At 63.9% G+C, this 12779-nt stretch carries 13 protein-coding genes and 2 tRNA genes; 9 read left to right on the top strand and 6 right to left on the bottom strand.

Annotation, left to right across the window (positions count from 1 at the left end; genetic code table 11):
* Positions 1-154: 154 nt before the first annotated feature.
* The 5 genes from KW830_RS17780 to KW830_RS17760 all read right to left on the bottom strand — a co-directional run bounded on the left by KW830_RS17780 (position 155) and on the right by KW830_RS17760 (position 3280).
* A tRNA-Pro gene (locus KW830_RS17780) sits at positions 155-231 on the bottom strand.
* 56 nt (positions 232-287) lie between these two features.
* Complete coding sequence (locus KW830_RS17775; protein WP_218333900.1) at positions 288-584, bottom strand: hypothetical protein; 297 nt, start codon at positions 582-584, stop codon at positions 288-290.
* Positions 585-1298: 714 nt separating this feature from the next.
* Positions 1299-1375 (bottom strand) — tRNA-Pro (locus KW830_RS17770).
* A gap of 82 nt (positions 1376-1457) precedes the next feature.
* Positions 1458-1709 (bottom strand): translation initiation factor IF-1, encoded by a 252-nt coding sequence (gene infA / locus KW830_RS17765; RefSeq protein WP_066535392.1) that lies wholly within the window; start codon positions 1707-1709, stop codon positions 1458-1460.
* 338 nt (positions 1710-2047) lie between these two features.
* The gene (locus KW830_RS17760) at positions 2048-3280 is read right to left on the bottom strand and encodes an HPP family protein (protein WP_370626154.1); all 1233 of its coding nucleotides are present in this window, start codon (positions 3278-3280) and stop codon (positions 2048-2050) included.
* A gap of 148 nt (positions 3281-3428) precedes the next feature.
* Between KW830_RS17760 and asd the strand changes: the two genes are divergently transcribed.
* Entirely contained in the window at positions 3429-4271 is an 843-nt protein-coding gene (asd, locus tag KW830_RS17755; RefSeq protein ID WP_218333899.1) for an archaetidylserine decarboxylase, read from the top strand.
* A 105-nt stretch (positions 4272-4376) separates the two neighbouring features.
* On the opposite strand, the gene KW830_RS17750 is transcribed toward asd, so the two are convergent.
* A complete protein-coding gene (locus tag KW830_RS17750) occupies positions 4377-4643 on the bottom strand; it encodes a hypothetical protein (protein WP_066535401.1) in 267 nt (88 codons plus the stop codon).
* 260 nt (positions 4644-4903) lie between these two features.
* Between KW830_RS17750 and KW830_RS17745 the strand changes: the two genes are divergently transcribed.
* From KW830_RS17745 to mnhG, 8 genes are all read left to right on the top strand, one after another.
* Positions 4904-5890, top strand: a complete 987-nt coding sequence (locus KW830_RS17745) for a bile acid:sodium symporter family protein (protein WP_218333898.1) — start codon at positions 4904-4906, stop codon at positions 5888-5890.
* A gap of 133 nt (positions 5891-6023) precedes the next feature.
* A complete protein-coding gene (locus KW830_RS17740) occupies positions 6024-6377 on the top strand; it encodes a helix-hairpin-helix domain-containing protein (protein WP_218333897.1) in 354 nt (117 codons plus the stop codon).
* Between the two features lie 128 nt (positions 6378-6505).
* Complete coding sequence (locus KW830_RS17735) at positions 6506-9466, top strand: monovalent cation/H+ antiporter subunit A (protein WP_218333896.1); 2961 nt, start codon at positions 6506-6508, stop codon at positions 9464-9466.
* The gene (locus tag KW830_RS17730) at positions 9466-9831 is read left to right on the top strand and encodes a Na+/H+ antiporter subunit C (RefSeq protein ID WP_066535409.1); all 366 of its coding nucleotides are present in this window, start codon (positions 9466-9468) and stop codon (positions 9829-9831) included. The genes KW830_RS17735 and KW830_RS17730 overlap by 1 nt, the downstream gene beginning before the upstream one ends.
* Positions 9831-11609 carry a monovalent cation/H+ antiporter subunit D gene (locus KW830_RS17725; protein ID WP_066535411.1) on the top strand — a complete coding sequence of 593 codons (1779 nt, stop codon included), beginning with the start codon at positions 9831-9833 and terminating at the stop codon, positions 11607-11609. The genes KW830_RS17730 and KW830_RS17725 overlap by 1 nt, the downstream gene beginning before the upstream one ends.
* Complete coding sequence (locus tag KW830_RS17720; RefSeq protein WP_066535416.1) at positions 11606-12094, top strand: Na+/H+ antiporter subunit E; 489 nt, start codon at positions 11606-11608, stop codon at positions 12092-12094. Before KW830_RS17725 ends, KW830_RS17720 begins: the two co-directional genes overlap by 4 nt.
* Positions 12091-12369 carry a K+/H+ antiporter subunit F gene (locus KW830_RS17715; protein WP_066535418.1) on the top strand — a complete coding sequence of 93 codons (279 nt, stop codon included), beginning with the start codon at positions 12091-12093 and terminating at the stop codon, positions 12367-12369. The genes KW830_RS17720 and KW830_RS17715 overlap by 4 nt, the downstream gene beginning before the upstream one ends.
* Positions 12366-12764, top strand: a complete 399-nt coding sequence (gene mnhG, locus KW830_RS17710) for a monovalent cation/H(+) antiporter subunit G (protein WP_066535420.1) — start codon at positions 12366-12368, stop codon at positions 12762-12764. The genes KW830_RS17715 and mnhG overlap by 4 nt, the downstream gene beginning before the upstream one ends.
* Positions 12765-12779: the final 15 nt, after the last annotated feature.

Here is a 12779-nt window from a genome sequence, read left to right as displayed (position 1 = left end):
ATTGAATTTATATATGAATCCAATTATGACCATAGCAGTACAAATCGCCAGTACAAACTGACACCACTGTCAGCTTTCTGCCGGTTTGCGGACTGACCAGGATTAAATGAGCATGAAAAAACCCCACCGAGCTTTCACTCGATGGGGTTGATCTTGGTCGGAGCGGCGGGATTCGAACTCGCGACCCTCTGCTCCCAAAGCAGATGCGCTACCAGGCTGCGCTACGCTCCGGACAGCGAGAAGTATACCCGATTTACGCCGCCCATCGGCCCGATGGATGCACTGTTTCAGTCGCGCCCTGCTTGCGGCAGGGTGCGACGCAACCGGGCAGCCTCCAGCACCAGGCTGGCATAGGCATGCGCAAGCTGGAGCCCGCGGTGGTTCACCTCCGGATCGGCAGCCATCGCGACCAAGCGGCCGGGCGCCTGCTGCATCAGCTCTTCGGCAAACGCACAGCATTGGCTTTGTGCCGCGTTCAGTTGCTGCAAAAATTCTGCAGGGATGCCATCCAACTGTTCCACATCCAGGCGCTTGTGAAGCTTCAGCGCCGCTTCAAAGACCTCATCCCACAACTGCTCGATCACGATAGCCTTCCGTATTTCAGAGAAATGCTATCGATTCAGAAATTTCTATAGAAGCGAATCCGCATCATTTTGGTAGAGATGTGCGGCAGATCGCACGCTTTGTGAAATTCTGTCAGACACCGGTCCCCAGCCGACAGCCGCTGTGCACCACCCTGGGCAGGTCCCGGCGCAAAAAAACCGCGAGCGGGCTTCGGGTGATGTACTGCGTGCGCAAGGCCCTGGAAGGCCTGCCGGGCTTCAGAGATTGAAAGGCGCCGACGCCAGGCACTGCGTGCACTCTCCAGCGCTGCGCCGCCCCCTGGGGTCACACTGTTTGCAGCGCTTTTGCTGGCGGCGCATTTCGACACTGGCCTGCACAGGGAGCAGCAGCACCAGCATGCCTGCAATGAAAGGACTCGCCAGCAAGGCGGCCACGCACCAGCCCACTCCCGATCGCCCCCGCTTTGCTGCCAGCCATCCGCACGCGAACGCCAGCGCCACCCAGACAATGGCTATGAACATACCCTCTCCTATTGCTGGAATGGATCGTAACAAAGCCATCTCCGACCGAAGCCAGGAAGCAGCGAAAACCGCACCCCAAAAGCCGCCAGGCCACACAAAGATGGCACCGGAGCTGGAACAAAGGGACAGGAGGGGACTGCAGGCACGCACCCTGTAGCGCAGGCCAGAAAAGACAAAAGGGGTTAGCTCAATTGAGCTAACCCCTTGAATCAATGGTCGGAGCGGCGGGATTCGAACTCGCGACCCTCTGCTCCCAAAGCAGATGCGCTACCAGGCTGCGCTACGCTCCGACAAAGATGTGATTATACGTGCTCACAACACGGTTTTTGGCTTGGTTGGCGCGAAATGCACATTTTGTGCGGCGCCAACGCTTTAGCGCGAAGAGTTGGGGCCTGGACCGCGACCTGCCAGGTGACGGAAAGTGATGCGACCCTTGGTCAGATCGTAGGGCGACATTTCCAGCGACACCTTGTCGCCGGCCAGAATGCGGATGTGGTGCTTGCGCATCTTGCCGCCAGTGTAGGCAATCAGCTGGTGACCGTTTTCCAGGGTCACGCGGAAACGCGAGTCGGGCAGCACTTCGGTGACCGAGCCTTGCATTTCAATCAGTTCTTCTTTAGCCATTTCAATTCTTTCAGTTCAATCTGTGTCAGCGGTGCCAGCGCAAGGTGGGCCACAACCACCTGCCGGGCCACAAGCGACGGCCCTTTCCTTCAGACAGACAGCGGGTGCACTGCGCCAGCCACGGCGCAGATCAGACGGAAAGGCGCTCCAGGCCGTGCATTCGGCCTTCCACACGCTTCCCGGGCAAGGCTTGGCACTGCTCGAGGAAAATCCTTCAATTGTACCTGCTGCAACAGGCACTGTCTTTTTTTGACCGCTGCCTTTTTTCGCGTCCACGCCAGGAAACGCCCGCACGATGGCAAAAATATGGCACGACCGCTGCTGCGTGTCGGCGCCGCTCAGTCACCCGAGCCGATGGTTTTGCTGAGAGTGCGGACCAGATCGGTCTGGGTGACGATGCCCACCAGCCGGCGCTGCGCATCCACGATGGGAATATGGTGGTGGTGACCGGCTTCCGAAAACAAGGGGATCAGCGTCGTCACCAGACCGTCGTCACCGGCCACCTGTACATCCTGGGACATGATGTCGCCCACCGTTCCCTGGCTGTTGCTGCGCCAGGACACCAGGTGCTTGAGCCGCTGACCCAGGCCGTCGCGCACATCGAGCTGGGCCAGCCGCATGAAGTCGGTCACCGACACAATGCCCAGCACCTGGTGTTGCGCATCCACCACGGGCAGCGCCTTGACCTGCTCCTGCCGCATCAGCGCCCAGGCCTCTTTCAGTGCCACCTGTGGCTCCACCGCAAACACCGGCCGGGACATGATGTCTGCACAGCGCAGATCGCCCAGGGTGCGCTGAAAAGCCGCTTTGCCCGCCATGTGCAGCAAGCCTTCCAGATCGGCCCGGCTGATGTCCAGCACCTGGTTGTAATGGGACAGTGCGGCATCCAGGTCGGCCGAGACAAAGCGCGCCGACCCGGCGCCCTTGTAGCTGTGCTGCGGATGCGGATAACGCTTGCCGGTCAAGGTGTTGTAGACCACGGCGCACAGCACCAGCACCGCCACATTGAACAGAATGGGGAAGGCCACCAGCGCCACGCCATCGGCATGCTCCAGCACCACGAAGGCGGCAAAACCGGCCCCTGGCGGGTGCATGCAGCGCAGCGGCACCATCAGCAAAATGCTCAACCCCACCGACAGGGCGGCCGCCACCGCCAGATCCGGCACCAGGCGCTGGCAGAGCGCGCCCACCAGGGCGGACACCACGGTCCCCCCCAGCACCGGCCAGGGCTGCGCCAGCGGGCTGGCCGGCATACCGAAGAGCAGCACCGCACTGGCCCCCAGCGACGACACCATCCAGGTGCTGGTCGGCACATCCGTCCACCAGCGCGACAACATGCCTGTCACCAGCAGCCCCAGTGCCACGCCGAAGGCCATGCGCAGCAGCTCCTGCAGATCAATGCGCACCGGGCCGGGCCAGAAATTGCGCAGCCACAGCGCCCAACGCGTCAGCTGGGCATGCTGGGAGCCCAGCGGCGTGGGCATCTGCGCGGACTCCGGGACCACTGGCGCCGCCGGGCTCGGCCCGGAGCCGGGGGCCGCAGCACGCGGCCGCTGGTCGGTTTCAGACATGGGATGCTCCGCTCTCCGCAGTTTTTTTCACTGGAAACATGCTCAAAATCATAGCAACCACGGGTTAGCCCTGCGCACAGCACCGATAGAATCGCGCCCACACTTACGCCACTTGTTGCCAACTGCCCTCTTCCGGAGCCCTCTGCCTGTGTCCGACCGCCTTGCCGTACTCCCGCAATACCTGATCCCCAAACAGGCCCTCACCATGCTCATGGGCCACCTGGCCGGCAAGCAGGCGGGCTCGCTCACCACATCGGTGATCTGCTGGTTCATTCAGCGCTACCAGGTCAATATGCAGGAAGCGGCCAACCCGGACCCCGCGGCCTACGCCACCTTCAATGAATTCTTCACGCGCCCGCTGCGCGAAGGTGCGCGCCCGCTGAGCGACAGTCGCTGGATCTGCCCGGTGGACGGCGCAGTCAGCCAGATCGGCCCCATTGCCGGCGACCAGATCTTCCAGGCCAAGGGCCACCACTATTCCAGCCAGGCACTGCTGGGCGGCGATGCGGCGCTGGCGAGCCAGTTCGACAACGGGCATTTCGCCACCATCTACCTGAGCCCGCGCGACTACCACCGCATCCACATGCCGCAGACCGGACGGCTGCTGCGCATGATCTATGTGCCGGGCGATCTGTTCTCGGTCAACCCCACCACGGCACGTGGTGTGCCCGGCCTGTTTGCCCGCAACGAGCGGGTGGTGTGCATCTTTGAAGGCGCGCAAGGCCCGTTTGCCCTGGTGTTGGTGGGTGCCACCATCGTGGGCAGCATGTCCACCGTCTGGCACGGCGTGGTCAACCCGCCGCGCACCCGCGACATCCGCGACTGGCGCTACGAGGACCAGCAGATCACACTGCAACAAGGCGAGGAGATGGGGCGCTTTCTGCTGGGCTCCACCGTGGTCATGCTGATGCCGGCAGGCACCTTGAATGCCTTCAACGCAGGCTGGGATGCTGCCACGGCGGTGCGCCTGGGCGAACCCATGGCCGACTAAAGCCTTGCAGGCGCGCGCCTGCCCTTCTCAGGCCCTTCGCCAAACACAACAGGCTGCCATAGGCAGCCTGTTGTGTTTGGTGCGCCACTGGCGCCAGAGACGGGCTTACAGAAACCAGCTCAGCACTTCGGGACGGCGCTCGGTGGTGAACATCGTGGGCGTCAGCGTGAGGCGCTCGGGCTTGACCGGTTCGTCGCGCCCCACCAGATGCACCATCATTTCGCGACGGCGCAGCACCACATGGCTCACGGTCTCGGAGCGGCCTGCGTGCATGACACGCACACCCGGCTTGAACACCGGCATCTGGAAGGTGTGACCACGGGTATAGGGGGCCTGCTGGCCTTCGGCTTGACCTGGATTGATGACCAACATGGCATTCCTTTTTTCAGCTGTGATGTGTCCTCATCGACAACTTTGCAGCAAAGTTTAGGGCTGTATCCATTTTTTTGGTGCGCTGGCGTTGGCCGCCTCCACGCTGCACTCCCAAGTGCGCCGCGGGACAACTCTACACCCTATGCCGCAATGCGGTCATGCCACGGCGGGCCATGGCCGCCCACAACCGGCTGCAGACTGCGACCTGCGGATTATTCCCCGACAATCCGCAGTCCGCCCTCTGTCTCTACCGCCTGTCCATGTCCCGCCCGCGCTTTCTTCCTGACAACTTCACCCTGATGCTGATGGCCACGGTGGCCCTCGCCAGCTTGTTCCCCGCCTCGGGCGTTCCCGCACAGTGGCTGAACACTGCCACCACCGTGGTGATCGTGCTGCTGTTCTTTCTGCATGGCGCCAAGCTGTCACGCCCGGCCATTCTGGCCGGCATCGGCCACTGGCGCCTGCACCTGGTGATCACGGCCATCACCTTTGTGGCCTTCCCCATTCTGGGCTGGTCGCTGCGCCCGCTGCTGGAGCCCCTGGTCACACCCGACCTGTACCTGGGCATTCTGTTCCTGTGCACCGTGCCCGCCACCGTGCAGTCCGCCATTGCACTGACGGCACTGGCACGCGGCAACATGCCTGCGGCCATCTGCAGTGCATCGGGCTCCACCTTGCTGGGCATTCTGTTCACCCCGCTGCTGGTGGGTATGCTGCTGCATGTCAGCGCCTCGTCGTCCGATCCGCTGGCCGCCATCGGCACGATTGCGCTGCAGCTGTTGGTGCCGTTCGTCGTCGGCCACCTGATGCGCCCCTGGGTGGCCCCCATCGTCCAGTGGATGGGCACATCCATCAAGGTGGTGGACCAGGGCTCCATCCTGCTGGTGGTGTATTCGGCTTTCAGCGGCGCCGTGGTGGCCGGCCTGTGGTCGCAAATGCCGCTGCCCGCCATGGCAGGCCTGTTTGTGCTGTGCGCACTGCTGCTGGCCTGCTCCATGACCCTGTGCGTGTTCGCCAGCCGCCGCCTGGGCTTCAGCACCGAAGACGAAATCGCCATCCTGTTCTGTGGCGCACAAAAAAGCCTGGTCAGCGGCGTTCCCATGGCCAAGGTGCTGTTCCCGGCCAGCATGGTCGGCAGCATCGTGCTGCCGCTGATGCTGTTCCACCCCATGCAGTTGATGGTGTCGGCGGTGATTGCCGGCCGCTATGCGCGCCGACCGGGCGCAACAGACACAGACCGCCGCTGATCGGCTCATCGCCCTGCGCCGCCCACCGGCACAGGGCTTTGGGGTTAACCCGCCCCCACGGGGGCCATTCCCCCTGCAGCATGTGCAAGGCGGCGCTCTTGCCGTCGTCCCTTTTCTTTTGTGGAGAGACCGCATGCTCAAGCAATGGATCGCCGCCGCCGCCCTGTGCGTATTCGGCCTGGCACACGCTGCTACCGTCGACGCCAACAAGGCCACCCCGGCCGAGCTGGACCAGATCAAGGGCATAGGCCCCGCCACTGCCGCCCGCATTGTGGAGCAGCGCAAAACTGCCCCATTCAAGAACTGGGAAGACTTCATCGGGCGCGTCCAGGGCATAGGCCCGGGCAATGCCGCCAAGATGTCCGGCGAAGGCCTGACCATCAACGGCCAGAGCTACAAAGCCAAGACGGCCACGCCAGCCACCACCGCCAAGCCCGCCAACACGCCCCCGGCACCAGCGGCCAAGACCCCCAAGCCGGCGGCCTGATACACCACGCCCCTGCCCTGCACCCGCCTTTGGCGGGTTTTTCATGCCTAATGCATGACCAATGGCCTCAACACGCTCAGGTTTTCATAGCGGCCTCCTCCACGCTTGCCCGTAGAATAAAAAAGCCCATGCCCCTGATCGCACTCATCCTCCTGCCCTTCATCGGCAGCCTGATGGCCGCGGTGCTGCCTGCCAACGCACGCAACACCGAATCCACGCTGGCTGGTCTGATCGCCCTGGTCTGTCTGGTACAGGCCGCTTTGTTCTTTCCCGAAATAGCCCACGGCGGCGTGCTGCGCCAGGAGATTCCGTGGCTGCCTGCGCTGGGACTGAACATCGTGGTGCGCATGGACGGCTTTGCCTGGATGTTCTGCATGCTGGTGCTGGGCATCGGCGCCCTGGTAGTGCTGTACGCGCGCTACTACATGTCGCCCGCCGATCCGGTGCCGCGCTTCTTCTCGTTCTTCCTGGCCTTCATGGGCGCCATGACCGGCGTCGTGCTGTCGGGCAATGTGATCCAGCTGGTGTTTTTCTGGGAGCTGACCAGCCTGTTCTCCTTCCTGCTGATCGGCTACTGGCACCACCGCCAGGATGCCCGCCGCGGTGCGCGGATGGCACTCACCGTCACGGGCACCGGCGGCCTGTGCATGCTGGCGGGCATGATCCTGCTGGGGCACATCGTCGGCAGCTACGACCTGGACAACATCCTGGCGGCGGCCCAGCAGGTGCGCGACCATGCGCTCTATGTGCCGACGCTGCTGCTGATCCTGCTGGGCGCCTTCACCAAGAGCGCGCAGTTCCCGTTCCACTTCTGGCTGCCCCATGCCATGGCGGCCCCCACCCCGGTGTCGGCCTATCTGCACTCGGCCACCATGGTGAAAGCCGGCGTGTTCTTGCTGGCGCGGCTGTGGCCGGTGCTCAGCGGCACGGACGAATGGTTCTGGATTGTTGGCGGCGCGGGTGCTGCCACCTTGCTGCTGGGCGGCTATCTGGCCATGTTCCAGCACGACCTCAAGGGACTGCTGGCCTACTCCACCATTTCGCACCTGGGCCTGATCACCCTGCTGCTGGGCATGAACAGCCCGCTGGCCGCCGTGGCCGCCGTCTTCCACATCATGAACCACGCCACCTTCAAGGCCTCGCTGTTCATGGCGGCCGGCATTGTGGACCATGAAAGCGGCACGCGCGACATCCGTCGCCTGTCCGGCCTGCGCAAGATGATGCCCATCACCGCCACACTGGCCTGCGTGGCCAGTGCGGCCATGGCCGGGGTGCCGCTGCTCAACGGTTTTCTGTCCAAGGAAATGTTCTTTGCAGAAACCGTGTTCGTTGACGCCGCCCACTGGGTGCGGATCGTGCTGCCCGTGGTCGCCACCTTGGCCGGCATCTTCAGCGTGGCCTATTCGCTGCGCTTCACCGTCGATGTCTTCTTCGGCCCCAAGGCCACCGACCTGCCCCACAAGCCCCACGAGCCACCGCACTGGATGCGCGTGCCGGTGGAGCTGCTGGTCCTGGCTTGTCTGGTGGTGGGCGTGCTGCCAGCCTGGTCGGTGGGCCCGTTCCTGAATGCAGCCGCGACTCCCGTGGTGGGCGGCACCCTGCCCGAATTCAGCCTGGCCGTGTGGCATGGCGTGAATACGCCGCTCATCATGAGCTTCGTGGCGCTGGTGGGCGGCATTGCGCTGTACACGGCACTGCGACTGTTGCGCAACAACGGCAGCATCGACGACGCCGTTCCCGTGCTGCAGCACATCAACGGCAAGCGCATCTTCGACAACGTGCTGGCCCGCATCAGCCTGCTGGCCAAGCATCTGCGCCGCGCACTGACCACCCACCGCCTGCAGTGGCAGATGCTTTGGCTGGTCTCCATTGCCTTGCTGAGCGGCTTCATGCCGCTGTGGATCCGCGGCCTGGACCTGGGCAATCGCCCGCCCCTGCCGCTGTCGCCCGCCTTCCTGGTGTTGTGGGTGATCGGCTGTCTGTGCGCACTGGGCGCGGCCTGGAAGGCCAAGTACCACCGGATGGCATCGCTGATCATGCTCGGCGGCGCGGGCCTGTGTGTGGTGCTGACCTTCCTGTGGTTCTCCGCCCCCGATCTGGCACTGACCCAGCTGGTGGTGGAGGTGGTGACCACCATCCTGATCCTGCTGGGCCTGCGCTGGCTGCCCAAGCGCGACAAGAACCTGCGCATCCCCGCCCTGTCCACCGAATTGCTGGCACGCAGCCGGCGCCTGCGCGATCTGCTGCTGGCCCTGGCCGCTGGCGGCGGCATGGCTTGGCTGGCGTTTGCCATGATGAGCCGCCCGTTCTCGCAGAGCACCTCCACCTTCTTCCTGGAGCGGGCCGTTCCGGAAGGCGGCGGCAGCAATGTGGTCAACGTGATGCTGGTGGACTTCCGCGGCTTCGACACCTTTGGCGAAATCGTGGTGCTGGGCGTGGTGGCGCTGACCGTGTATGCGCTGCTGCGGCGCTTCCGCCCGGCGCGCGAAACCATGGACCTGCCGGAGCAACAGCGCTTCCTGCCGGGGGACCTGCAGACCGATCTGCTGAACCCGCGCAATGCCAGCGATACCGCCGTGGGCTATCTGATGGTGCCCGCTGTGCTGGTGCGCCTGCTGCTGCCTTTCGCCACGCTGGTGGCGGTATATATCTTTGTGCGCGGCCACAACGAGCCCGGCGGCGGCTTTGTGGCCGGCCTGGTGTTCTCGGTGGCCCTGCTGCTGCAATACATCATCTCGGGCACGCAGTGGGTGGAAGCGCACATGCCGCTGTTCCCGCGCCGCTGGATTGCCGTGGGCCTGCTGTGTGCCCTGGGCACCGGCCTGGGTGCGGTGTATGCCGGCTACCCCTTCCTGACCAGCCACACCTTCCACTTCACCCTCCCTCTGGTGGGCGAGATGCACCTGGCCAGCGCCACCTTCTTTGACGTCGGTGTCTTTGCCCTGGTCGTAGGCTCCGTCTTGCTCATCCTCACGGCCATTGCCCACCAATCGGTGCGCGGCCACCGTTACCACGCACGCTTGATGGAAGAAAAAGAACAGGCAGAAACCGAGGCCACGATCGCCGCTTTGCAGGAAGGGGTCCGCTGATGGAAATCGTGCTTGCCATCACCATTGGCGTGCTCACCGGATCTGGCGTGTGGCTGCTGCTGCGGCCCCGGACCTTCCAGGTCATCATCGGCCTGTCCCTGCTGTCGTATGCCGTCAATCTGTTCATCTTCAGCATGAGCCGCGAGGGCCTGGCCATCGACAAGGAGCCGGTGATGCAGGCCGGTCTGGCCGAGACCCTGGCCAACTACGCCGACCCCATGCCCCAGGCCCTGGTGCTGACCGCCATCGTGATCGGCTTTGCCATGACGGCGCTGTTCCTGGTGGTGCTGCTGGCCTCGCGCGGCATGTCCGGCACCGACCATGTGGATGGCAGCCATTCGCGTGACGAGCAGGAGATGCCGTGATGCTGGACTGGCTGACTACTTCTCTGATGCCGCACCTGATTCTGGCGCCCATCCTGCTGCCCATGTTCACGGCCGCCGTGATGCTGCTGTTGCGGGAAGAGCACCTGCGCCTCAAGGTGGTGTTGAACATTGCGTCCACTACCATAGGCCTGTGCATTGCGGTGGCGCTGCTGCAGTGGAGCGACGAACAAGCCGGACCCAGCGCCATGGGCGTGTACCTGGCTGCCAACTGGAAAGCGCCGTTCGGCATCGTGCTCGCACTGGACCGGCTGTCGGCCATGATGCTGGTGCTGACCTACTGCGTGGCCCTGGCCGCCGGCATGTTCTCCATTGCCCGCTGGCACAAGGCAGGGGTGCACTTCCACCCGCTGTTTCAGTTCCAGCTGATGGGCCTGTCGGGCGCCTTTCTGACGGCCGACCTGTTCAATCTGTTCGTGTTCTTCGAAATCATGCTGGCCGCCTCCTATGGGCTGCTGCTGCATGGTTCCGGGCGCCTGCGCGTGCAGTCCGGTCTGCATTACATCGCCATCAACCTGGCCGCGTCCTCGCTGTTTCTGGTCGGCGTGTCCATGCTGTATGGCATCACCGGCACGCTCAATATGGCGGATCTGGCCCAGGCCATTCCCCATGTCAGCCCCGCCGACCGGGGCCTGCTGCACACGGCCGCCGCCATCCTGGCCATCGCCTTTCTGATCAAGGCGGCCATCTGGCCGCTGAACTTCTGGCTGGTGCCGGCCTACAGCGCGGCCAGCGCCCCCGTTGGCGCCCTGTTCGCGCTGATGACCAAGGTGGGCGTCTACACCATCCTGCGGCTGTGGACCCTGCTGTTCTCCAGCGAAGCCGGCGACTCGGCCCTGTTCGGTGGCCAGTGGCTCACCGTGATGGGCATGGTGACCATGGCCTATGGCGCCTTCGGCATGCTGGGCGCACAGCGCCTGACCTATCTGGCAGGCTATGCGGCCATTCTGTCCTCCGGCACGCTGCTGGCGGCCACCGGTTTTGGTCAGAACATGCTGACCGCCGGCCTGCTGTACTACCTGCCCAGCTCCACGCTGGCCGTGGCAATTCTGTTCATGCTGGCCGACATCATGGACCGCTGGCGCAACGATGGCTCCAGCGCCAATGATTTCGGCGATGAAGACGCCCCCTTCCTCAACCCCGAGCTGGTACCCACCAAGTCGCTGAACCTGGACGAACACGAAGAAGTCCTGATCGGCCGCGTGATCCCTGCTGCTGCCGCGTTCCTGGGCATTGTCTTCATCATGTGCACCCTGGTGGTCACCGGGCTGCCGCCGCTGTCGGGCTTCATCGGCAAATTTGCCATGCTCACCAACTTGGTCAATCCGGTGGGTCTGGGCCAGTCCGCAGGCTATCAGGCTGGCAACCTGGGCTGGGTACTGGTCGCCCTGCTGATCACCACCGGTCTGTTTGCGCTGATTGCACTGACACGCGCCGGCATCCGCCATTTCTGGGCCACGCACGACCGTACCAAGCCCGAGCTGCGCGTGCTGGAAGGTGCGCCGATTGCAGGCCTGATGGCGCTGTGCGTGGCCTTGACCATGCATGCCCATGCGGTGATGGAGTTCACACAGAACGCGGCCAACGCATTGCATACGCCATCGACCTACATCCTGGCCGTGATGCAGCAGGATCCGGTGCCCAATCCACCAAAGGAGCCCAAACCCGACACGGCGGTACCGGCCCAGACGGCAGCACCTGCCGCAGTCCTCGAACCGCTGGCTGCGCCCTTGCCTACCACGGAGAAAGCAGCACCATGAAGCACATCCTGCCTGCCCCGTTGCTGTCCATCTTCCTGTTTGGCGCGTGGCTGCTGCTGAACCATTCCCTGAGCGCAGGCCACATGGTGCTGGGCGCCATTTTGGGACTGCTGATTCCCATCCTGCTGCGCGGCCTGCGTCCGCTGCCGGTGCGCATTCGACACCCATGGACGGCCATCACTCTGGCGGCCACCGTGGTCAAGGACACCACCGCTTCCAACCTGGCCGTGCTGCGCTTTCTGCTGTTCCCAAGCCTGCGCAGGCATCCATCGGCTTTTGTGTACATCCCGCTGGAAGTGCGCGACCCCAACGCGCTGGCGGTGCTGGCCATGATCGTCTGCATCACCCCCGGCACGGCCTGGGCCGAGCTGTCGCGCGACCGTTCCATGCTGCTGCTGCACGTGTTGGAAGTTGGCGATGCCGATGCCATCGTGGCCCACATCAAGCGTAGCTACGAGCGCCCTCTGATGGAGATTTTCGAATGAGCCTGTGGTTCACCTACACCCTGACCCTGGCCCTGTTCCTGCTGACGGCCGCCATGGCCTGCTGCCTGGTGCGCCTGCTCAAGGGCCCCACGGCCCAGGACCGGGTCCTGGCGCTGGACTGCATGTACATCAACGGCATGCTGCTGATGCTAGTGCTGGGCATCACCTACAGCTCCAGCATGTACTTCGAGGCGGCTCTGCTGATTGCCCTGTTCGGCTGCGTCAGCTCCACCGCCATGGCCAAATTCCTGCTGCGCGGCGAGGTGATCGAATGAACGAAATCATGCTGCCGCTGTGGGCCGAAGTGGCCATTGCCGTGCTGGTGCTGGCCGGGTCCTTGATTGCCCTGCTGGGCTCGCTGGGCCTGATGCGACTGAAGTCCTATTTCGAGCGGGTGCACGCCCCCTCCATCATTGCCACCCTGGGCTGCTGGCTCATCATGTGGGCCCTGGTGATCTTCTTTTCGGTTTCCGGCCATGGCTTTGCCGCGCACCCGCTGCTGATTGCCGTGTTCATTGCCGTCACCGTCCCCATCACCACCATTTTCCTGATGCGTGCCGCACTGTTCCGCGCGCGCCGCGCGGGACGCAATGTGCCTCCCAGCGTCAGCGGCATCGTGCTCAACGAACCACTGACCGAAGAAGAAGCGGCCCAAGACAGCAAGGGCTGAGCCCGGCAGCCGCGC

This window comes from Comamonas sp. CMM03 (genome assembly GCF_019218715.1).
In the GTDB taxonomy this organism is placed as follows: Bacteria; Pseudomonadota; Gammaproteobacteria; order Burkholderiales; family Burkholderiaceae_C; genus Comamonas; species Comamonas terrigena.
Note: the sequence above shows the minus strand (reverse complement) of the source record. Positions and strands in the feature narration are given on the sequence as shown.

What these genes read in the sequence shown, in the direction of transcription:
- infA (WP_066535392.1), bottom strand. Translation starts at nt 1,709, where the DNA reads ATGGCTAAAGAAGAACTGATTGAAATGCAAGGCTCGGTCACCGAAGTG.
- KW830_RS17760 (WP_370626154.1), bottom strand. Translation starts at nt 3,280, where the DNA reads ATGTCTGAAACCGACCAGCGGCCGCGTGCTGCGGCCCCCGGCTCCGGG.
- KW830_RS17750 (WP_066535401.1), bottom strand. Translation starts at nt 4,643, where the DNA reads ATGTTGGTCATCAATCCAGGTCAAGCCGAAGGCCAGCAGGCCCCCTAT.
- KW830_RS17745 (WP_218333898.1), top strand. Translation starts at nt 4,904, where the DNA reads ATGTCCCGCCCGCGCTTTCTTCCTGACAACTTCACCCTGATGCTGATG.
- KW830_RS17740 (WP_218333897.1), top strand. Translation starts at nt 6,024, where the DNA reads ATGCTCAAGCAATGGATCGCCGCCGCCGCCCTGTGCGTATTCGGCCTG.
- KW830_RS17735 (WP_218333896.1), top strand. Translation starts at nt 6,506, where the DNA reads ATGCCCCTGATCGCACTCATCCTCCTGCCCTTCATCGGCAGCCTGATG.
- KW830_RS17730 (WP_066535409.1), top strand. Translation starts at nt 9,466, where the DNA reads ATGGAAATCGTGCTTGCCATCACCATTGGCGTGCTCACCGGATCTGGC.
- KW830_RS17725 (WP_066535411.1), top strand. Translation starts at nt 9,831, where the DNA reads ATGCTGGACTGGCTGACTACTTCTCTGATGCCGCACCTGATTCTGGCG.
- KW830_RS17720 (WP_066535416.1), top strand. Translation starts at nt 11,606, where the DNA reads ATGAAGCACATCCTGCCTGCCCCGTTGCTGTCCATCTTCCTGTTTGGC.
- KW830_RS17715 (WP_066535418.1), top strand. Translation starts at nt 12,091, where the DNA reads ATGAGCCTGTGGTTCACCTACACCCTGACCCTGGCCCTGTTCCTGCTG.
- mnhG (WP_066535420.1), top strand. Translation starts at nt 12,366, where the DNA reads ATGAACGAAATCATGCTGCCGCTGTGGGCCGAAGTGGCCATTGCCGTG.